Here is a 19141-nt window from a genome sequence, read left to right as displayed (position 1 = left end):
CGCGCATGAAATCGACCAATGTTGCCCGCAATGTCGTGGGCGCGCTCCGCGACATGGGCGTGCGCCACGTCTTCGGCGTGCCGAGCGGCGGATGGGTTGACTATATGGAGGCGATCCGCACCACCGACGGCATCGACTTCGTGCTGACGAGCCACGAGGGCGGCGCGGGCTTCATGGCGGACGTCTGCGGCCGGCTGACCGGCGTGCCCGGCGTCTGCTTCGGCACCTTTGGGCCCGGTGCGACCAACCTCGCGACGGGGGTCGGCGGGGCAACGCTCGACCGCTCGCCGATGCTCGCGCTGACCGACGAAATGCCCGCATCGCTGCGCGGCCGAACGGTACAGATGGCGATCGACCATCAGGCGCTGTTCGCGCCGCTCACCAAGGCGACCATGCGGATCGAGGCCGACGGCGCGGTGGCGACGCTTGCCGATGCCGCGCGCATCGCGCTGTCGGGCCGTCCCGGCGCGGTCCACGTCGGGCTGCCGCAGGGCATGAGCGCGGATGCGGTCGAGGCGGCGACCATCGGCACGATTGCTGCCGATCCCGTGCCTGCTCCCGCAACGGCCGACATCGATACGCTGGTCGCCGCTTTCACGGTGGCCGAAAAACCCGTTCTGGCGATCGGCCTCGGCGCCGTCCATGCGCGGATCGAGGACCGCATCGTCGCGCTCGCCGAGCGTTTTGGCCTGCCGGTGCTGCTGACCCCGATGGCGAAGGGCATGGTGGCCGAGGATCACCCCAACTATGCCGGCGTCCTGTTCCACGCGCTGTCCGACATGGTCGGGAAAACCCATGCCGAGGCCGATCTGGTCGTCGCGGTCGGCTATGACCCGATCGAGTTCAATTATGAAAGCTGGATGAAGGACGGGCTGGCGCTTGCGAGCATCGACGTCGTCCCCGCCGATATCGATCGCGACATGCATCCCGTCGTCGCCGAGGTCGTCGGGGCGATCGCCCCCGCGCTCGACGCGCTGATCGCGCTGCCGGCCGGGCCCAAGGCATGGGATCTCCTGGCACTTGCGGAGCGCAAGGCGGCGATGTTCGCCAAGCTCGTCGGCCGCGACGGGCCGTTCGGTCCCTGCGCCGCGCTCGATGTGCTGCGCGACGTCCTGCCCGACGAGGGCATCATGACCTGCGACGTCGGTGCGCACACGCATCTGATCGGGCAGCATTGGCGGACGCCGAAGCCCGGCACGCAGATCATGACCAACGGCTGGTCGGCGATGGGCTTCGGACTCCCTGCCGCGATCGCGGCGAAGCTCAGCCGCCCCGATACGCCGGTGTGCTGCGTGCTCGGCGATGGCGGCTTCCTGATGACCGCCGGTGAATTGGCGACCGCGGTGCGCGAGAAGCTGCCGCTGGTCATCGTGATCTTCACCGACAATGATCTCGCGCTGATCCGCATCAAGCAGGAAAAGAAACAGAACCCGATTTACGGCACGCCGGTGCGCGCCGAAGGGACGATCGGCGGCCCGTCGCTGTTCGGCGTTCCGGTGACGGTCGCGCGCGATCCCGCCGAGTTCCGCGCGGCGCTCGAGGCGGGCTTTGCCGCCGACGGGCCGGTGATCGTCGAGGCGCTGCTCGACAGCCGCGAATATGACGAACTGGTGCTGCGCAGGGACAAGCCATGATGCATGCCGCGGTGGGCGGGGGCCGATCGCTGCTGATCGACGGTCGCTGGGAGGCGGCGGACGAGACGATGGCGGTGGTCGATCCGTGGACAGGGCGGCCGATCGACGCAGTTGCCTGCGCGGACGCCGGGCATGTCGAGCGCGCCGTCGCGAGCGCGCTGCGCGGGGCCGAGGCGATGCGCCTGCTGTCGACCGGTGAACGCGGGCGCATCCTCCATGCCGCCGCAACCGCGCTCGAAGGCGATGCCGGACGATTTGCCGCCGCGATCACGTCCGAGACGGGCAAACCAATCCGCAGCGCACGGCACGAAGTGGCGCGTGCGGTGAACACGCTGCGCCTCTCGGCCGAAGAGGCGGTACGGCTCGCGGGCGAAACAATCGCGTTCGACGGCTTTCCGGGCGGCGAAGCACGCTCGGGCCATTATGTCTATGAGCCCGTCGGAGTGATCGCAGCGATCACGCCGTTCAACGATCCGCTCAACCTCGTCTGCCACAAGCTCGGCCCGGCCTTCGCCGCAGGCAATGCGGTGATACTGAAGCCTGCCGAACAGGCGCCGCTCGTCGCGATCATGCTGGCGCGGCTGTTGCTCGCCGCCGGACTGCCCAAGGAAGCGCTCTGCCTGCTGACCGGGCGCGGCGAGGATTTCGGCGACGCACTGACGGGTCATGCCGACGTCGCGATGATCAGCTTCACCGGCGGCGCGCGCGTCGGCGAAGCGATCTGCCGCGCTGCCGGGATCAAGCGTCTCGCGATGGAACTCGGCGGCAACGGGCCGGTGATCGTGATGCACGACGCCGATATCGAACGGGCTGCCGCCGCCTGCGCATCGGGCGCATTCGGCGCTGCCGGGCAGAATTGCATCGGCGTCCAGCGTATCTATGTCCACGACGCGATCTACGATGCGTTTCGCAATGCGCTGGTCGCGGCGGCGCGCGCACTGCATGTCGGCGACCCCACCGATTCCGCGACCGACGTCGGTCCGATGATCGGGGTAGCGGAGGCCGAGCGGATCGTCGCGTGGACGGTTGAGGCGGTATCGCGCGGGGCGACGCTCCTGACAGGCGGCGAGCGGGCTGGGACGCTGGTTCGGCCCACGCTGCTCGAAAATGTTCCGGGCGATGCGCGCGTCGCGTGTGACGAAGCCTTTGGTCCGGTCGCCAGCCTGTTCCGCTTCGCCGAGCTTGACGAAGCCATCGATGCGGCCAATCGCGCCGACTATGCGATCCACGCGGCGGTGTTCACCGAATCGCTCCGCACTGCGCGCCATGCCGCCGGGCGGCTGCGCGCGGCGGGGGTGATGGTCAATGATTCGACCGACTACCGGCTCGACGCCATGCCGTTCGGCGGGGCAGGGCGGGGCAATATGGGACGCGAAGGCGTGCGCTTCGCCGCGCGCGAAATGTCGCAGACGAAGGTAATATGTTTTCATGACGCTTGATGCCGCCAATCTCGACCGCGCTGCCTGCGCGGCGCTCGATCGCGCCGACCCCCTGGCGCCGCTGCGCGACCGTTTCGCCCTGCCCGAGGGGATGATCTATCTCGACGGCAATTCGCTCGGCGCGATGCCGAAGGGGGCAGCGGCGCGCGCGCAGGATGTCGTGACGCGCGAATGGGGCATCGACCTCATCAAGAGCTGGAACAGCGCCGGGTGGTTCGACCTGCCGGTGCGCCTCGGCGACAAGCTGGCGCCGCTGATCGGCGCCGCGCCGGGCGAGGTCGTGATCTGCGATTCGACGAGCCAGAACCTGTTCAAGGTGCTGTCCGCTGCGGTCGCGCTGCGCCCCGACCGCAGCGTGCTGATCCTCGAGGGCAGCAATTTCCCGACCAATAATTATATCGCAGAGGGCGTCGCCGCGGCGACCGGAGGGCGCGTGACGGTGCGTCTCTGCGAAAAGGACGAGATTGCGGGCGCCATAGACGGGGACACGATTGCGGTCGCGATCACCCATGTCCACTACAAGACGGGTCATATCCACGACATGGCGGCGATCACCGAACGCGCCCATGCCGCAGGGGCGCTCGCGATCTGGGATTTGTGCCACAGCGCGGGGGCGATGCCGGTCGACCTGAATGGCGCGGGTGCCGACTTCGCGGTCGGCTGCACCTATAAATATCTGAACGGAAGCCCGGGCTCGCCCGCGTTCCTCTTCGCGGCGGAGCGGCACCAGGGACAGGCGCTGCAGCCCGTGACCGGCTGGTGGGGTCACGCCGCGCCCTTCGCTTTCGAACCCGGCTATCGCCCGCAGCGGGATATTCGCCAGTTCCTGATCGGCACCCAGCCGATCCTGTCGATGGCGCTCGTCGAAACCGGGATCGACATCCATCTGGCAGCCGACATGGCGGCGATCCGCGCCAAGTCGATGGCGCTCACCGATCTGTTCATCCGCCTCGTCGAGACGCGCTGCGCGGGGCACGGCTTCACGCTCGCCTCGCCGCGCGAGGCGGCCGCGCGCGGCAGCCAGGTATCCTTCGCGCACGTCGAGGGCTATCCGATCATGCGTGCGCTGATCGCGGCGGGCGTGATCGGCGATTTCCGCGCCCCCGATACGGTGCGTTTCGGCTTCACCCCGCTCTATGTCCGCTTTGTCGATGTATGGGACGCCGTCGACCGTCTCGTGGCGATCATGGACGGCGACATTTGGAAACAATCCGAATATCAGGCACGCGAAGCCGTCACCTGAACGGCGCGCGAGGGAGCGAAAATGGAAGAACAGGCCTATCTGGACCGCGAAGCGGGGCTCGAGCGCGGGCTGAGCAAGGCGCAGATCATCATGATCGGCCTCGGCGGGGCGATCGGCACCGGCCTGTTCATGGGGTCGGGCATCGCGATCGGCTATGCCGGGCCGGGCGTCCTGGTCAGCTATATGATCGCGGCCCTGATCGCGGTGATCATGGTGTTCAGCCTGTCCGAAATGGCGGTGGTCCATCCGACCGCCGGTTCGTTCGGCACCTACGCCGAAATCTACCTGGGGCCGCTCGCAGGCTTCGTTGTCCGCTATACCTACTGGATCCAGCAGATGCTGCTGATCGGCAGCGAGGCGGTCGCGGTCGGCATCTATATGGGCTGGTGGTTCCCCGATATGCCGGTGTGGATGTGGGCGCTCGGTAGCGCCGCAACCGTCGTCTGGGTCAACACGCGCGCAGTGCATAATTTCGGGTCGGTCGAATATTGGCTGACCGTGATCAAGGTGTCGGCGATCGTCGCCTTCATCATCGTCGGCCTCAGCCGCATCGCCGGGATCGTCGGCGATCCGATCGGCCTGCACAATGTGACCGGGCTTCCCGGCGGCTTCCTGCCCAATGGCTTTTCGGGGGTGTGGCTGGCGGTGCTGATGGCGCTCTTCTCCTTCATGGGACTCGAGTTCGTGGTCGGCACCGCGAGCGAGGCGAAGGATCCGAAGACCGCGATTCCTGCCGCGCTGCGCACGATGGCGGGACGATTGTTCCTATTCTACATCCTCGCGCTGTTGATCATTGTCGCCTTCCTGCCGTGGACCCAGTCGGGGGCGAAGGTCGTCACCGAAAGCCCCTTCGTGAAGATGTTCGCGAGCGCGGGCATCCCCTATGCGGCGGGGATCATGAATTTCGTCGTCGCCTCGGCGGCGCTGTCGGCGATGAATACCAGCATTTACCTCGGGTCGCGGATGCTCTTTTCGCTGGCGCGCGGCGGTTATGCGCCGCGCGCGTTCGGCGAACTCAACGCGCAGCATGTGCCGATGCGCGCGACGATCGTCACCGGCATCGGCATCCTTGCCGCGGCGTCGCTGTCGATCCTGACGCCCTACGCCTATAACTATCTGTTCGGGATTGTGCTCTTCGGCGGGCTGCTCGTGTGGAGCGCGATCCTCGTCAGCCACCTGCGGTTCCGGCGCCGGCATCACGCGAGCAGCTTGCCCGTGCGGATGCCCTTCTTCCCCTATGCGCAGATTTTGGGTCTCGGACTGCTCGGCGCGATCACGGTGACGATGGCGATCGACGCCGACTGGCAGGTCGCGGTGTTCGCGGGCGTTCCATGGCTGATCGCGATCACTGCGGCCTATTTCGTCTGGCGGCGACTGGCGGGCGGCTCGGCGAGCCCGTCCTGATCCTGGCCCAGCTCGGCGCGGATCTCCGCAGCGACCTCACCGACGACCTCCATGAAATAGGCGGCCGCCGCGGATAGCTCGACATTGGCGTGCATCGTCGCGCCGATTCTGGAATTCGCGCCTTCGAGCGTCACTGGCAGCGCGACGAGCCCGGCCTGTCCTATGCCCACCTGATGCGGCATCGCCGCGAGCATGTCGGTATTTTTCAACAGGGCGTGGTTGGTCAGGATCGAGACCGATTCGATCACGTCGAGCGGCGGTTCCAGGTCTTCGTGGCGAAACGCCTGGTCGATCTGGCGACGTAGGGACGTCTGCGTCGGCGGCATCACCCACGCCTGATCGACGAGGTCGGCGAGGGTGAGCGATGCACGGGTCGTGAGCGGGTGGCCTTCGCGAACCATGATCGACACGGTGTCGAGATAAAGCACTTCCTGCCTCAGTCCCTCGCGCTCGCGATATTCGGGCAGGCGTCCCAAGACGACATCGATGTCGCCGGTGCGTAGGCCCGGCATCAGCCGGTCGATCGTCCCCTCGGCCACGGTCACCGCGATCCCCGGCCGTCGCTCGCGGAGCCGCGCAAGCGCGCGCGGGAGTAGCGAGGTCGAGGCCGCGAGCAACGTCCCGACATGGACGCGCCCCGACAGGCCTTCCTCGAGCGATTGCAGTTCCTCGCTGGCGTGGCGGAGCTGGGCGAGGATCAGCTTGGCGTGTTTGATCATCACGCGGCCGAAATCGGTCGGGGTCACACCGCGCGACGAGCGTTCGAAAAGCTGGACGCCGAGCGCGTCCTCCAGCTCCTTGATGCTTTTCGTCGCGGCGGGCTGGGCGATGTTGAGTGCCTGCGAACCCTTGAGAACCGTGCCCTCGTCGGCGATCGCGGTGAGCAGGCGGAGCTGGCGCAGCTTCAGCCGGCTCAGCAGGAAATTCTCGTGAAATTTAGGCATCGCGCATCTCCCGCCCCGTTGGGGACAGTTATAGCCTTTTTGTAATAGCGTGGGCAAGTCTCTGGATTATTGTTGATAGCTGAGCGGGGTTACTCACCCTCATGACCCGCGCGCATCGGCGACCGGCGGGATGACCATGGGACAGGGGTGCGGCGACAATCATGACGGACGATGGCGCAAGGCAGGCGGCGGTGATCGACATGCACAGCCACTTCTTTCCCGCGATGGACGCGGCCTATCGCGCGCGTGCGCAGGTGGAGGGACTGCCCTGGCTGCGTGACGATGGGGCGGGGAAGGGCTTCATCATGCAAGGCGACAAGGAGTTCCGCCCGGTCGACGATATTCTCTGGGATCCGGCGCGCCGGGTCGAGGCGCTCGACGAGCAGGGCATCGACCTCCAGATCATCTGCGCGACCCCGATCATGTTCGGCTACAGCCGCCCGGCCGGTCTGGCGCTCGACTGCGCGCGCCGCTTCAACGACGAGGCGCTGGTCTTTTGCAGCCATGCGCCGAGCCGGATGAAGGCGCTGGCGCAGGTGCCCTTGCAGGACATCGAGCTGTCGTGCGCCGAAGCGAGCCGGGCGATGGAGAGCGGTCATCTGGGGGTCCAGATCGGCAACCATATGGGGCTGCGCAACCTCGACGACGAGGGCATATTGACCTTCCTGACGCATTGCGCCGAGATCGGCGCCGCGGTGCTGGTCCATCCGTGGGACATGATGGCGCGCGAGCGTATGCCCAAATATATGCTGCCCTGGCTCGTCGCGATGCCCGCCGAGACGCAATTGTCGATCCTGTCGCTGATCCTGTCAGGTGCTTTCGATCGCTTGCCCAAGAGCCTGCGCATCTGTTTCGGCCATGGCGGCGGCAGCTTCGCCTTCCTGCTCGGGCGGGTCGAGAATGCGTGGAAATATCGCGACATCGTCCGCGCCGACTGCCCCAATCCGCCCTCGAGCTACGTCGACCGTTTCTTCGTCGATTCAGCGGTCTTCGATCCGCGCGCACTGAGCCTGCTGATCGACGTCATGGGCGAGGATCGCGTGCTTCTGGGCTCCGACCATCCCTTTCCGCTCGGCGAGCAGGACATAGGCGCGCTGGTGCGCGGGCATAACGGGCTGACCGCGGCACAGAAGGCGAAGATCTTCAGCGGCAATTCGCGCGCCTTCCTGAATCTTTGAACCTCAGCAGCGAACAAGGAAAGGCCGCCGGAGCGATGCTCCGGCGGCCTTCGAGTTTCGAGGGGGAGGCCTCGCCTGTCAGGCGGCCGGCGGCGCGCCCTTGAAGCTTTCGGTCCCGGCCCAGCCGCGTTCGGAAACGTCGACCATCACATTCTCCGGCCCGGTCATCTTGTATTCGGCATTGTCCTTCGCCGGATTCTTGCCAAGACCCTGCGCCAGATTGACGTCGTGGCGCGGCGCGTAGCCCGAATTTTCGAAGCGCTCGACGACCGCAGCGATGTCGTCGCACTGAAAGCCGATGTGGTGCAGCCCCGTGTAGCCCTCGGGAAACTCCATCCCGGCGGCGGGGCGGTTCTTGAAGCAGAGCAGCGCGATATTGATGTGGCCGTCGGTCACATAATAGCCGCGCGCGTTGCGGCTATCGATCTTGCCGGCGAGGGTCCAGCCGAGCACGTCGGTGAAGAAGCCGACCGAATTGTCGGGGTCGGCTGATGCGATCGCGACGTGGCGGAGACGGGTGGTCATGGGTTTGGCCTTTCTAGGTTCCGATGCGGAGGGGGCTGACGAGATCGCGGAGCGCCGCGACGATGCTTTGCGCGGTGATCCGGCCGGTGCCGGGGTTCTCGACAGTGGGAATATTCTCGATCGCGAGTTCGAGGCGCGCGCTGTCGGAATCGACGACGATGCGGTGCGTGTTGCGTTCGAGCGCGGGGTCGGCCCAGATTTCGAGCCGCGTCCGGTCGGGGCCGATGCCCGCGAGGCCGAGCGCCGCTGCAACATTGACGTTGGCGGGAAAGGCGATGGCGCCCTCGCGCGCGCTGCCCTCGAAGATCTTGAGCGGTTCGGCGAGGGCGGCGAGGTCGATGTTGTTGCGCACGACATGCTCGGCCTTGACCAGTGACTTTACCGGCTTGCGCGTCACCATCGTCACCGAGTGGATCGTGCCGATCGCGGCGGCGCGGACGGCATCGAGGCCAAGCAGGGCGCCGGTGGCAAGGACGATGCGACCGCCATGCGCGCGCGCGATATCGACCGCCTCGGGCCATTGCATCAGCGCCGCGCCGCTGACCGTGACCAGCGTCTTGCCGGCGGCGAGCGTCGCGGTGGCGATATCGCGAAAGGCGGCCGTCGGTGCGCTGTCGACGACAACGTCGGACAGCGCGACAAGCTCTTCGGTGCCGACGACCGGCACCGGACGTTTCAACGCGGTCATCGCGGCTTCGGCGCGCGCCCGGTCGCCCGCGGATACGGCGGCGAGGGTCAGCGGCGGCCCGCCTGCTTCGATATGGCGCGCGACGACGCGGCCGATGGTGCCGAATCCGGCGATGCCCACTTGTGTCATGCCGACCGCGCTACGGTGTTCGCCATATACAGGATAATATTGATTGGCGGGGGCGCTATTTCCAAAATCATATAAGGAGAGCGGGTGGGGCCAGATATATAATTTTGATTATAGATACCCCGCATTTCTATCTTTGACCGCATATGCAGTGCGACGCACAAGGAAGGCCGACCTTTGGGGGAAGCCGATGCTCGATATGCTGGACGGGGAAATGCTGACGCTGGCGGCGATGATGCTCGTCACCGGAGCAGCGGGCGGCGTGATCGCCGGGATGCTCGGCGTCGGCGGCGGCATCGTGATCGTCCCGGTTCTCGACCTCGTTCTGTCGTCGCTCGGGATCGATTCCGACATTCGGATGCATGTTACCGTCGCGACCTCGCTCGCGACGATCATCCCCACTGCCATCTCCTCGTCGCGCGCGCACGAAGCGAAGGGCGCGGTCGATCACGACCAGCTGAAACGCTGGGGCATTGCGATCTTTCTAGGCGCGATCGCCGGGGTCATCCTGGCCTCGCGCGCCTCGGGCGATACGCTGTCGGCGGTGTTCGGGATCGTTGCGCTGCTCGTCGCGATCAAGATGCTCTTGCCGCTTGAGGGCAAGCATATTGCCGAAGCGGTGCCGGGCGGCGCGGGCGGGCAGCTCATTCCCTTCGCGATTGGGGGCATCTCCAGCATGATGGGGATCGGCGGCGGCACGCTCAGCGTTCCGGTGATGACATTGTTCAACTTCCCGATCCACCGCGCAGTCGGCACGGCAGCACTGTTTGGCCTGCTGATCAGCGCGCCCGCGACCATTGCCTTCATCGCTACCGGTTGGAACGTCGAGGGCTTGCCGCCGGGCAGCCTCGGCTATGTCAACCTGATCGGCCTCGCGATCATAGCGCCGGTTTCGTACCTGACGGCACCGCTCGGCGCACGGATCGCCCATGCGCTGTCGAAGCGGCAGTTGAGCCTGATGTTCGGTCTGTTCCTGACCGTCGTCGCGGTGCGGATGCTGCTCAGGGCGTTCGGGTGAGATGCGATGCCCAGGCCCCGCAAAAACCCGCCCTATAAGAAAATCGGCCCGCTCTATGCGCAACGCATATTGGATCGCCGCGCCGCGCTCGCGCAGATCGGGGGCGCCATCGCGCTCGGCCGCGCATCGCCGGCGTTCGCCCATTCCACCGGAAAGAAAGATCGACGCATGACTCGGTTTGCCCTTGCCACCCGCGCCACGGCCGAAGGCCCGCGCCCCACGATCCAGGTCGGTGACGCCTTTCACGATCTTGTCGATGCCGCGGCGGCGCACGGCTATTCTGCCGTTGCGGGGGACGTCACCACGATCATCCGCGACTGGGACGCGCGCCGTGACGGCTTGTTCGCGCTCGCCAGCGCGGTGGGCGGCTCCTCGGCGGCGCTCGACGCGCCGAAGCTTGTCGCGCCGTTCGAGCCGCGCCGCATCTTCGCCGCCGCGTCGAATTTCATCGAACATGCCGAGGAAATGCAGACCAAGCTCGCCGCGAAGGCGGAGAGCGAGCCCTATATCTTCCTGAAGACGATCGAGAGTGTTGTCGGGCCGGGCGATACGGTCGTGGTGCCGCCGCAGGTCTCGCGTCCCGACTGGGAGGTCGAGCTGGGTGTCGTGCTCGGCAAGCCGGGCAAGAATGTCGTCGTGGATGCCGCCCACGATCTGATTGCCGGCTATACGATCGTCAACGACGTGTCGGCGCGCGACCGCACCCGGCGGACCGACTTTCCCTTCTCGCACGACTGGTTCCGCGGCAAGAGCTTCGACAGCTTCACGCCCTTGGGCCCGGTGTTTGTGCCGCGCGACTGCCTCGGCGATCCGCACGACATCCGCCTTGGCCTCAAGGTCAATGGCGAGGCGATGCAGGACGGCAATACGTCCGAGATGATCTTCAACATCTACGAACAGATCGCCTATCTCTCAACGATCCTCGAACTTCGTGCCGGCGACCTGATCGCGTCGGGGACCCCCGCTGGGGTCGGAATGGGGCGGGGCGTCTTTCTGAAGGATGGCGACGTCATGGATGCGTGGGTCGAGGGGATCGGCGAGCTGCGCAACCCGGTCGCCGCGCCGCACCTGCCGAGGGGGTGAGCGAAATGGTTGCCTTCCATCGCCGGTCGCTGATCGTCCCGCTGCTCGTCGTCGCGGCGGTCACCGCGCTGACCCTGTGGAGCGCCTTCGGCGGCAGCGCGCCGCGCACCGTACAGTCCGAAAGCGCACGCAACGTGCGGTTCAACATGGCCTGGCTTCCGCAGGGCAGCATGGCGGGCATCTTCGTCGCGATCGACAAGGGCTATTTCGCCGAAGCGGGGATCAACGTCGAACCGGTGCGCGGTTTTGGCGGGATGCGTACCGCGAACGAGCTCGACCAGGGCATGTTCGAATTCGCCTATATCGACCCGCTGTCGGTCGCGCTCAATCGTTCGAAGGGCGGCAAGGTGCGGATGATCGGCGGTATCAACATGCGGCTTCCCGCCGGCGCCTGCTTCGTCAAGGAACGCCACCGGATCGAAAGGCCGGCCGACCTTGCGGGGCTGCGTTTCGGTGCAGGGCAAAGCTCGATGATCCAGGCGCTGCTCCCAGCTTGGCTCAAGGCTAATGGCGTCGATCCCGCGCGCGTCGAACGGATCCAGCTCGACCCCGCGATCGTCGTCTCCTCGCTCGTCGAGGGCCGGATCGACGCCGCCGAATGCTGGCTCGGCAATTCGCTTGCGCTGTTCGACAAGGCGGCGAAGGCGAAGGGCGTGACGATCGGGCGCATCGGCTACGCCGATTTCGGGCTCGACGTTTACGGCAGCGGCTTCGCGACGCGGGACGCGCTGATCGAGAAGGATCCCGAACTGGTGCGCGCCTTTCTGAAGGCCGCCTATCGCGGCTATGCCGACGCCGCGCGCGACCCGAAGGCGGCGCTCGCGATCATCCGCAAAGCCTATCCCTTGCTCGACGAGGCGGTGACCGAGCGCCAGATCCGCGAGACCGCCGAACTGATGACGGCCGAGGATGGGTCGCTTCGCCTGAAGCCCGAAAAGGTCGAGCGTACCGTCACCTATCTGCAGGCGAGCGGCCAGCTTCAGGGCTTCGATCAGGCGCCGCAGCTCTTCACCAACGCCTTCGTACCGATGGGGAATCAGCCATGACCGATCCTGCTTCCTACCGACCGCGTCCGACGCGGCTCGGCCACCTCGTGCTCAAGGTGCGCGACATCGACCGCAGCCTTGCTTTCTACACCGAGGTGATGGGGCTCGAGGTTTCCGACTGGATCGATCATAACATGGTCTTCTTGCGGGCCAGCGCGGATCATCACGATCTTGCGCTGCTCCAGCTTCCGCCAGGACATGGTGCTGCACCCGAGGGGCACTACCCGGCGGTCGAGCATTTCTCCTACCGCCTCGAAACGATGGAGGAGATGGAAAGGGTCGCCGCGATGCTGATCGCGCGCGGTATCCCGATCGACCGCGGCATCGGCAAGCACGGGCCGGGGGCGAACAGCTTCCTCGTCTTCCGCGACCCCGACGGCAACAATGTCGAATTCTACACCGACATGACGCAAATCACCGCCGACAGCCCGTATGAGCCGTCGGTGTGGGACGGGAAGGATCTCGAAACCTTCGACCGCTGGCATCTCGGTCGCTTCCTCGTGCCGCCACCGGCGCGCATCCAGGCGCTGCTGGACGCGGCCGAAAAGAGGGAGGGCGACGCGTGAGCAGACGGTTCAATCGCGATACGGCGACCAGCGCGGGCTTCTTCCTCGCGCTCGGGCTGGCATGGGAATATGGCGTTCGCTGGTCGGGCGTCCAATCCTATTTGCTCCCGCCGCCGAGCGCGATCCTTGGCGAGCTTTGGACCTCGCGCGGTGCGATCCTTTCGCAGAGCCTCGTCACGCTGACCGAGGTTTTTTGGGGCTTCCTCATCGCTGTGGCGCTCGGCGTGCCGATCGCGGCGCTGATCTATTTCTCGCCCACCGCTAAACGGACCGTCTATCCGCTGTTCGTCGCGTTGCAGAGCATCCCGAAAATCGGGCTGGCGCCGCTGATCGTGGTCTGGTGCGGCTATGGCCTCGCGTCGAAGCTGATCATGGCGTTCCTCTTCGCGTTCTTCCCGATCATCATCGCGACGCTCGGCGGGCTGGCGAGCACGCCTGCGCATCTTGATGAGCATTTCCGCGCGCTCCGCGCCAGCCCGATGCAGAGTTTCTGGCGCCTCCGCGTCCCCGCCGCGCTGCCGAGCTTCCTCGACGGCTGCAAGGTTGCGATGCCGCTCGCGGTGATCGGCGCGGTGGTCGGCGAATTCGTCGGATCGAACGACGGGCTCGGCAATCTCATCCTGACCGCATCGGGATCCGGGCACACGACCTTGACCTTCGCGGCGCTGATCGCGGTGACGGTCCTGTCGCTTCTTCTCTTCTACGGCGTCGCCTATTGGGAACGCTTCATCTGGTGGCGCGCAGCATGAAATCGGTGATCTCTCTCTCCGGTGCGGGCAAGCTGTTCGGCGGTCGGCAAGTGCTGCAGGACGTCAGCGCCGAAATCGGCGCCGCCGAATTCGTCTCGATCCTCGGTCCCTCGGGCTGCGGCAAGAGCACGCTGTTGCGGCTGATCGCCGGGCTCGTGCCGTTCGAGGAAGGTCGTATCCGGTTCGGCGGCGCCGATGTCACCGCGCCGACGGCGGAAATGGGGTTCGTCTTCCAGACCTCGAACCTGCTGCCTTGGCGCAATGTGCGCGACAATTTGCTGCTCGGCGTCGATCTCGACCCGCAGGCGCGGCGGCCCGACGAAGCCGCGTTCGCCGCGCTTGTCGAAACGCTCGGCCTCACGGGGTTCGAGACGAGCTATCCCAGCGAACTGTCGGGCGGAATGCGTCACCGCGTTGCGATCGGGCAGGCGCTCGCGCGCAACCCGCAAGTCTTGCTGATGGACGAGCCCTTCGGCGCGCTTGACGCGCTGACGCGCGACCGCCTCAATGTGGAACTGCTGCGCATCTGGCAGCGCGACCGCAAGACGGTGCTGCTCGTCACCCACAGCATTTCGGAAGCGGTGCTGCTGTCCGACCGCGTGCTCGTGATGTCGGAGCGGCCAGGGACGATTATCGAAGATGTCCGTATCGACATGCCGCGCCCGCGCGATCCCAGCGCCACGCGCGAGGATCCGGCGTTCGGCGACTATGTCGTGCGGCTCAGCAAATTGATGGGGGTAGCGTGATGGAAAGCGGTGTGCTGGCGACCGCGAGCGCCGAGATATATTGGCAGGCGCATGGCGAAGGACCAGCGGTCGTGCTGGCGCACGGGATCGGCGGCAATCATGCGATCTGGTATCGCCAGATCGATACCCTGTCGCGATCGAACCGCGTCATCACCTTCGACCATCGCGGTTTCGGGCTGTCGCGTGATCTCGACGGGCGCGGGCGCGTTGCCTTTATCGACGATCTGACCGCGCTGCTCGATCATCTCGGCGTGGAGAAAGCGGCGCTCGTCGGCCAGTCGATGGGCGCCGGCACCTGCATCGGCTTCGCTCATCGTGCGCCCGGCCGCGTCGCCGCGCTCGCGATCTGCGACAGCCTTCACGGCATTGCCGAGAGCGCGCAGGTCAAGGCGATCATGGACGCGGCGCGTGTGAAGACCGCGCCGCTCGGTCAGATAGAACGCGTGCTCGGGGCGGGGGCGCCACCCGAGCTGGCGGTGCTCTATCGCCAGATCGCGAGCTTCAACGCCGTCGACCGGCACAGCCTGACCGGCAGCTTCGACGCGCGTCCTGCCGCGGACTTGGGCGGCAAGGGCTTTCCGATCCTCTTCCTCGCGGGCGTCGACGACATCCTTTTCCCGATCGAGGCGGTGCGACTTGCGCAGGCCGAAGTGCCTGGTTCCTTCCTTGTCGAGGTCAATGACGCGGGTCATTCGGCTTTCCTCGAAGCGCCGGTGCAGTTCAACGACACCATATTGTCGCTGCTCCAGATGGCTGGCCATGTCGGCACGGCAGGCGCTGCGCATAGCAATGCCGCGGGCTATGTTCCGGTCGGGGGTGCGGCATGACTGGCGCTGCCTATCCCGTCGCTGCCTACCCCTTCTCTGAGCGCCCGGTGCTGAACTATGTCGACGGCGCCTTCGTCGAGGGCGATGGCTGGTTCGACAATGTGAACCCTGTCGATGGCAGCGTCGCGGCCCGCGTATCGCTCGCGAGCCGCGACCTCGTGGACCGCGCCGTCGCTGCCGGGCGCGCGGCGCTCAAGGGGCCGTGGGGCAGGATGTCGCAGGCCGAGCGCTGCAAGCTGCTTGTCCGGGTCGCCGAGGGGATCGAGGCACGCTTCGACGAATTCGCCGCCGCCGAGATCGCCGACACCGGCAAGTCGCTGCATCAGGCGCGGACGATCGACATTCCGCGCGGCGCCGCCAATTTCCGCGCCTTCGCCGCGATCGCCGAGGCGCGCGCGATGCCGAGTTTCCGCACCGACCTTCCCGATGGGCGCAGCGCGATCAATTATGCGATCGCGCGGCCGCTGGGCGTGGTCGCGATCGTCTCGCCGTGGAACCTGCCCCTGCTGCTCATGACGTGGAAAGTCGCGCCCGCTCTCGCGTGCGGCAATGCCGTCGTCGTCAAGCCGAGCGAGGAAACGCCGTCGACCGCGACCCTGCTTGCAGAGGTGATGGACGCCGTCGGCGTGCCGCCGGGGGTCTTCAACCTCGTCCACGGTTTCGGGGCGAAGTCCACCGGCGAATGGCTGACCGCGAATCCCGATATCGACGCGATTACCTTCACTGGTGAGTCCGCCACCGGCGGTGCGATCATGCGCGTCGCGGCTGCGGGCGTGAAACCCGTGTCGTTCGAACTCGGGGGCAAGAATGCCGCGCTGGTCTTCGCCGACTGCGATTTCGACGAGGCGGTCGCGGGGACGGTGCGCTCGGTCTTCTCGAACTGCGGGCAGGTGTGTCTCTGCACCGAGCGCGTCTATGTCGAGCGGCCGATCTTCGACCGCTTCGTCGCCGCGCTCGCCGAACGCGCGAAGGCGCTCACCGTCGGCGATCCCTGGTCGGGCGCCGACATGGGGCCGCTGATCTCGCACGATCACCGGGAGAAAGTGCTCTCCTATTATTCGTTGGCGCGTGAAGAAGGGGCGACTGTGGTGACCGGGGGCGGGGTTCCCGAACTCAAAGGAGCGCTCGCGCATGGAGCTTTTGTCGAGCCGACAATCCTCACTGGCCTCGGGCCCGATGCGCGCTGCGTGCGCGAGGAGATTTTCGGTCCCGTCTGCCACATCGCGCCCTTCGACAGCGAGGACGAGGCGGTCGAACTCGCCAACGACACCGATTATGGTCTCGCCGCCGCGATCTGGACGCGCGACGTCGGGCGCGCGCACCGCGTCGCGGCGCAGATGGAAACGGGGATCGTCTGGGTCAACGAATGGTTCCTGCGCGACCTCCGCACACCCTTCGGCGGGATGAAGCTCTCGGGCATCGGGCGCGAAGGCGGCGAACATTCGCTGGGCTTCTATTCGGAGCCGACCAACATCTGCGTGAAGCTGTAAAGGTAAGACGATGGCCGACATTGCCGCAATCGCTGCAAGGCTCGACGATGCCGCAAGGCAGGCGAGGGCGATCCCGCAAATCACGGGCGAGGGGGGCGAATTGCCGCTCGCCGACGCCTATGCCATCCAGCGCGCCGCGATCGATCATCGCCTCGCGCGCGGCGCGACGCTGGTTGGCGTCAAGATGGGCTTCACCAGCGAAGCCAAGATGGCGCAGATGGGGCTCAAGGACCAGATATGGGGCCGGCTGACCTCCGACATGGTCGTCACCAACGGCGCGACGATCGACCGTGCGCGCTTCATCCACCCGCGCGTCGAGCCCGAGGTGGCGGTGCGGCTGAAGGCGCCGCTGTCGGGCGAGGTGTCGCGCGAGGAGGCGCTTGCGGCGGTCGATGCGGTCGCTGCGGCGCTCGAGATCATCGACAGCCGCTACGAGAATTTCCGCTTCGCGCTCGGCGATGTCGTCGCCGACAATGCGTCTTCCTCGGCCTTCGTCGTCGGGCCATGGCTTTCCGCCGACACCGACGTGTCCGATGTCGCGATGACGATGCGCGTCGACGATGCGGTCGCCGAAACCGGAACGAGCGCGGCGATTCTTGGCGATCCGATCCGATCGCTCATCGCCGCGGCGCGACTGGCGGATGCGGAGGGGCTGATCCTCCAGCCCGGCTGGACGGTGATGCTGGGCGGGGCGACCGCAGCAGCGGCGATCGGTTCGGCACGCACCGTGTCGCTCGACGCGGGCCACCTCGGCCGGGTAGGGTTCATCATCGAGGGGGATGCGGCATGAGCAGCGAAGGACGGGTGATTCCGGGCAAGGCGCGCCCGCGCGGGCGTTTTCCGCACTATCGCCGCGCGGGCGATTTCGTGTTCGTGTCGGGCACCAGTTCGCGCCGCCCGGACAACAGCTTCGCAGGCGCATCGGCCGACGAGTTCGGAACGGTCAGCCTCGACATCGCCGAACAGACGCGCGCGGTGATCGAGAATATCGGCGCGATCCTCGCCGACGCGGGCGGCTCGCTTGCCGATGTCGTCGACGTGACCAGCTTCCTCGTCAACATGAACGATTTCGGCGGCTACAACGGCGTCTATGCCGAATATTTCGATGAGGCCGGCCCCGCGCGCACTACCGTCGCTGTCCATCAGCTTCCGCACCCGCATTTGCTGATCGAGATCAAGGCGACCGCCTTCATTCCGCGCCCCCCTAAAGGATGACACCATGCTGACCTATGGATTGCCCTTCAACTTCCGCGAGTGGATCGAGGCGCATCGCGACGTGCTGAAGCCGCCTGTCGGTAATACGCAAATCTGGGAGGACGCCGATTTCATCGTCACCGTCGTCGGCGGTCCCAACCAGCGCACCGACTATCACGACGATCCGCTCGAGGAGTTTTTCTACCAGATCGAAGGCGACATGAACCTGCGGCTGTGGACCGACGAGGGGCCGAAGGACATGCCGATCCGCGAGGGCGACATCTTCCTGCTGCCGCCGCATGTCCCGCACTCGCCGCAGCGCCCGGTCGCAGGGAGCGTAGGGCTCGTCATCGAGCGCAAGCGGCCCGACGGAATGGTCGACGCCTTCCAATGGTATTGCGACGATTGCGGCCACATCGTCCACCGCGTCGAGGTCCAGCTCCAGAGTATCGTGCGCGACCTGCCCCCCCTGTTCGAGGCCTTTTATGCCAGTGAGGACCTGCGGACCTGCGGGCACTGCGGAACGGTCCACCCCGGCAAACATGGCGCGCGCGCCGAGGGCTGACGACGAGGGCGAACGCCATCACTTATTCGCCTCTCTCGCTCCCCAATCGCACGAAACGGATGTCGCCGTCCCTGCGGTGCAGGACGACGCCGCGATCCGTTTTTTCGACGCATGCACTCTCCATATCGACGACGCCGATATCATTGGGGATTAGCGTCAGGCGAAGCTTCCCGCGGTCGGCGCCGGACAGCTCGAAGCGCGGTGCGGTAACGCCGTGGATCGGCTCGCTCACCTCGACCCAGCGCGGCAAGCGATGGTCGTCTTCGGGCATCGTCCAGCCATAATATTGGGTATAGCCTTCGGCGGGATCGCCGCTGTCGAACCCGATACGAAAATCGACTCCCGGAATGCCTTCGCCGTTCGGCCAGGTGACGAGGAGGGTGGGGATGGCGCCCTCGACCGCGATCGGCACCCCCTTCTCGAAGGCCGGCGGCACCGGCTTGGGTTCGGTCGTCAGACAGATGCCGTCGCCCCGCGCCTCCCAGCGTCCCTCGGCGCGTTCGTCCAGCGCGCCTGCCGCGAGCGCATATTGGAAGCGGCCGTCGCCGCGGATCAGCAGCCCGCCGCCGACGTCGGGCCCTTCTGCGATGCCATATTCGCCGACGAAGGCGTTGTCCTGTGCGATCGCTGGAGCGGCGAGAAGAGCGATGGCGAGGAGAAGCTGGCGCATGGTGCG

At 66.4% G+C, this 19141-nt stretch carries 20 protein-coding genes; 16 read left to right on the top strand and 4 right to left on the bottom strand.

What is annotated here, in order from left to right; all coding sequences use genetic code 11:
- Nucleotides 1-5: 5 nt before the first annotated feature.
- The 4 genes from ATE64_RS08610 to ATE64_RS08595 are packed head-to-tail and all read left to right on the top strand — an operon-like array spanning nt 6 to nt 5720.
- A complete protein-coding gene (locus ATE64_RS08610; RefSeq protein ID WP_058454813.1) occupies nt 6-1634 on the top strand; it encodes a thiamine pyrophosphate-binding protein in 1629 nt (542 codons plus the stop codon).
- Nucleotides 1631-3073 (top strand): aldehyde dehydrogenase family protein, encoded by a 1443-nt coding sequence (locus ATE64_RS08605; protein ID WP_231729053.1) that lies wholly within the window; start codon nt 1631-1633, stop codon nt 3071-3073. The genes ATE64_RS08610 and ATE64_RS08605 overlap by 4 nt, the downstream gene beginning before the upstream one ends.
- On the top strand, nt 3063-4316 hold the full coding sequence (gene kynU, locus ATE64_RS08600; protein ID WP_058454812.1) for a kynureninase: 1254 nt from the start codon (nt 3063-3065) through the stop codon (nt 4314-4316). The genes ATE64_RS08605 and kynU overlap by 11 nt, the downstream gene beginning before the upstream one ends.
- A gap of 21 nt (nt 4317-4337) precedes the next feature.
- A complete protein-coding gene (locus ATE64_RS08595) occupies nt 4338-5720 on the top strand; it encodes an amino acid permease (RefSeq protein WP_058454811.1) in 1383 nt (460 codons plus the stop codon).
- Here ATE64_RS08595 and ATE64_RS08590 read toward each other — a convergent pair.
- Nucleotides 5672-6664 carry a LysR family transcriptional regulator gene (locus tag ATE64_RS08590; RefSeq protein WP_058454810.1) on the bottom strand — a complete coding sequence of 331 codons (993 nt, stop codon included), beginning with the start codon at nt 6662-6664 and terminating at the stop codon, nt 5672-5674. The genes ATE64_RS08595 and ATE64_RS08590 overlap by 49 nt on opposite strands.
- A 161-nt stretch (nt 6665-6825) precedes the next feature.
- Between ATE64_RS08590 and ATE64_RS08585 the strand changes: the two genes are divergently transcribed.
- The gene (locus ATE64_RS08585; RefSeq protein WP_197410126.1) at nt 6826-7842 is read left to right on the top strand and encodes an amidohydrolase family protein; all 1017 of its coding nucleotides are present in this window, start codon (nt 6826-6828) and stop codon (nt 7840-7842) included.
- Nucleotides 7843-7920: 78 nt separating this feature from the next.
- Here ATE64_RS08585 and ATE64_RS08580 read toward each other — a convergent pair whose 3' ends face one another.
- Together ATE64_RS08580 and ATE64_RS08575 are read right to left on the bottom strand one after the other, a co-directional pair.
- Nucleotides 7921-8367, bottom strand: a complete 447-nt coding sequence (locus tag ATE64_RS08580; RefSeq protein WP_058454809.1) for a VOC family protein — start codon at nt 8365-8367, stop codon at nt 7921-7923.
- Nucleotides 8368-8380: 13 nt separating this feature from the next.
- The gene (locus ATE64_RS08575; protein WP_058454808.1) at nt 8381-9184 is read right to left on the bottom strand and encodes an aspartate dehydrogenase; all 804 of its coding nucleotides are present in this window, start codon (nt 9182-9184) and stop codon (nt 8381-8383) included.
- Nucleotides 9185-9371: 187 nt separating this feature from the next.
- On the opposite strand from ATE64_RS08575, the gene ATE64_RS08570 reads away from it, so the two are divergent.
- The 11 genes from ATE64_RS08570 to ATE64_RS08520 all read left to right on the top strand — a co-directional run bounded on the left by ATE64_RS08570 (nt 9372) and on the right by ATE64_RS08520 (nt 18465).
- Nucleotides 9372-10199, top strand: coding sequence for a sulfite exporter TauE/SafE family protein (locus tag ATE64_RS08570; RefSeq protein ID WP_058454807.1), 828 nt, complete (start codon nt 9372-9374; stop codon nt 10197-10199).
- 168 nt (nt 10200-10367) lie between these two features.
- A complete protein-coding gene (locus ATE64_RS08565; RefSeq protein ID WP_058454960.1) occupies nt 10368-11282 on the top strand; it encodes a fumarylacetoacetate hydrolase family protein in 915 nt (304 codons plus the stop codon).
- Between the two features lie 5 nt (nt 11283-11287).
- On the top strand, nt 11288-12328 hold the full coding sequence (locus ATE64_RS08560; protein ID WP_231729052.1) for an ABC transporter substrate-binding protein: 1041 nt from the start codon (nt 11288-11290) through the stop codon (nt 12326-12328).
- A complete protein-coding gene (locus ATE64_RS08555) occupies nt 12325-12894 on the top strand; it encodes a VOC family protein (protein WP_058454805.1) in 570 nt (189 codons plus the stop codon). The genes ATE64_RS08560 and ATE64_RS08555 overlap by 4 nt, the downstream gene beginning before the upstream one ends.
- Nucleotides 12891-13643: an ABC transporter permease gene (locus ATE64_RS08550; RefSeq protein ID WP_058454804.1), complete on the top strand. Its 753-nt coding sequence runs from the start codon at nt 12891-12893 to the stop codon at nt 13641-13643. Before ATE64_RS08555 ends, ATE64_RS08550 begins: the two co-directional genes overlap by 4 nt.
- The gene (locus tag ATE64_RS08545; protein WP_058454959.1) at nt 13640-14389 is read left to right on the top strand and encodes an ABC transporter ATP-binding protein; all 750 of its coding nucleotides are present in this window, start codon (nt 13640-13642) and stop codon (nt 14387-14389) included. Before ATE64_RS08550 ends, ATE64_RS08545 begins: the two co-directional genes overlap by 4 nt.
- Nucleotides 14389-15216: an alpha/beta hydrolase gene (locus ATE64_RS08540; protein WP_058454803.1), complete on the top strand. Its 828-nt coding sequence runs from the start codon at nt 14389-14391 to the stop codon at nt 15214-15216. Before ATE64_RS08545 ends, ATE64_RS08540 begins: the two co-directional genes overlap by 1 nt.
- A complete protein-coding gene (locus ATE64_RS08535) occupies nt 15213-16706 on the top strand; it encodes a 2-hydroxymuconic semialdehyde dehydrogenase (RefSeq protein WP_058454802.1) in 1494 nt (497 codons plus the stop codon). The genes ATE64_RS08540 and ATE64_RS08535 overlap by 4 nt, the downstream gene beginning before the upstream one ends.
- Nucleotides 16707-16716: 10 nt before the next feature.
- On the top strand, nt 16717-17496 hold the full coding sequence (locus ATE64_RS08530) for a fumarylacetoacetate hydrolase family protein (RefSeq protein ID WP_058454801.1): 780 nt from the start codon (nt 16717-16719) through the stop codon (nt 17494-17496).
- The gene (locus tag ATE64_RS08525) at nt 17493-17921 is read left to right on the top strand and encodes a RidA family protein (RefSeq protein WP_058454800.1); all 429 of its coding nucleotides are present in this window, start codon (nt 17493-17495) and stop codon (nt 17919-17921) included. The genes ATE64_RS08530 and ATE64_RS08525 overlap by 4 nt, the downstream gene beginning before the upstream one ends.
- A gap of 4 nt (nt 17922-17925) precedes the next feature.
- Entirely contained in the window at nt 17926-18465 is a 540-nt protein-coding gene (locus tag ATE64_RS08520; RefSeq protein ID WP_058454799.1) for a 3-hydroxyanthranilate 3,4-dioxygenase, read from the top strand.
- Nucleotides 18466-18487: 22 nt separating this feature from the next.
- Here ATE64_RS08520 and ATE64_RS08515 read toward each other — a convergent pair whose 3' ends face one another.
- The gene (locus ATE64_RS08515) at nt 18488-19135 is read right to left on the bottom strand and encodes a hypothetical protein (protein WP_058454798.1); all 648 of its coding nucleotides are present in this window, start codon (nt 19133-19135) and stop codon (nt 18488-18490) included.
- Nucleotides 19136-19141: the final 6 nt, after the last annotated feature.

Origin of the sequence: Sphingopyxis sp. H073 (assembly GCF_001468395.1) — a bacterium.
Classification (GTDB): domain Bacteria; phylum Pseudomonadota; class Alphaproteobacteria; order Sphingomonadales; family Sphingomonadaceae; genus Sphingopyxis.
This window is presented reverse-complemented; position numbering and strand designations above follow the sequence as displayed.

What these genes read in the sequence shown, in the direction of transcription:
- ATE64_RS08610 (WP_058454813.1), top strand. Translation starts at nt 6, where the DNA reads ATGAAATCGACCAATGTTGCCCGCAATGTCGTGGGCGCGCTCCGCGAC.
- ATE64_RS08605 (WP_231729053.1), top strand. Translation starts at nt 1,631, where the DNA reads ATGATGCATGCCGCGGTGGGCGGGGGCCGATCGCTGCTGATCGACGGT.
- kynU (WP_058454812.1), top strand. Translation starts at nt 3,063, where the DNA reads ATGACGCTTGATGCCGCCAATCTCGACCGCGCTGCCTGCGCGGCGCTC.
- ATE64_RS08595 (WP_058454811.1), top strand. Translation starts at nt 4,338, where the DNA reads ATGGAAGAACAGGCCTATCTGGACCGCGAAGCGGGGCTCGAGCGCGGG.
- ATE64_RS08590 (WP_058454810.1), bottom strand. Translation starts at nt 6,664, where the DNA reads ATGCCTAAATTTCACGAGAATTTCCTGCTGAGCCGGCTGAAGCTGCGC.
- ATE64_RS08585 (WP_197410126.1), top strand. Translation starts at nt 6,826, where the DNA reads ATGACGGACGATGGCGCAAGGCAGGCGGCGGTGATCGACATGCACAGC.
- ATE64_RS08580 (WP_058454809.1), bottom strand. Translation starts at nt 8,367, where the DNA reads ATGACCACCCGTCTCCGCCACGTCGCGATCGCATCAGCCGACCCCGAC.
- ATE64_RS08575 (WP_058454808.1), bottom strand. Translation starts at nt 9,184, where the DNA reads ATGACACAAGTGGGCATCGCCGGATTCGGCACCATCGGCCGCGTCGTC.
- ATE64_RS08570 (WP_058454807.1), top strand. Translation starts at nt 9,372, where the DNA reads ATGCTCGATATGCTGGACGGGGAAATGCTGACGCTGGCGGCGATGATG.
- ATE64_RS08565 (WP_058454960.1), top strand. Translation starts at nt 10,368, where the DNA reads ATGACTCGGTTTGCCCTTGCCACCCGCGCCACGGCCGAAGGCCCGCGC.
- ATE64_RS08560 (WP_231729052.1), top strand. Translation starts at nt 11,288, where the DNA reads ATGGTTGCCTTCCATCGCCGGTCGCTGATCGTCCCGCTGCTCGTCGTC.
- ATE64_RS08555 (WP_058454805.1), top strand. Translation starts at nt 12,325, where the DNA reads ATGACCGATCCTGCTTCCTACCGACCGCGTCCGACGCGGCTCGGCCAC.
- ATE64_RS08545 (WP_058454959.1), top strand. Translation starts at nt 13,640, where the DNA reads ATGAAATCGGTGATCTCTCTCTCCGGTGCGGGCAAGCTGTTCGGCGGT.
- ATE64_RS08540 (WP_058454803.1), top strand. Translation starts at nt 14,389, where the DNA reads ATGGAAAGCGGTGTGCTGGCGACCGCGAGCGCCGAGATATATTGGCAG.
- ATE64_RS08535 (WP_058454802.1), top strand. Translation starts at nt 15,213, where the DNA reads ATGACTGGCGCTGCCTATCCCGTCGCTGCCTACCCCTTCTCTGAGCGC.
- ATE64_RS08530 (WP_058454801.1), top strand. Translation starts at nt 16,717, where the DNA reads ATGGCCGACATTGCCGCAATCGCTGCAAGGCTCGACGATGCCGCAAGG.
- ATE64_RS08525 (WP_058454800.1), top strand. Translation starts at nt 17,493, where the DNA reads ATGAGCAGCGAAGGACGGGTGATTCCGGGCAAGGCGCGCCCGCGCGGG.
- ATE64_RS08520 (WP_058454799.1), top strand. Translation starts at nt 17,926, where the DNA reads ATGCTGACCTATGGATTGCCCTTCAACTTCCGCGAGTGGATCGAGGCG.
- ATE64_RS08515 (WP_058454798.1), bottom strand. Translation starts at nt 19,135, where the DNA reads ATGCGCCAGCTTCTCCTCGCCATCGCTCTTCTCGCCGCTCCAGCGATC.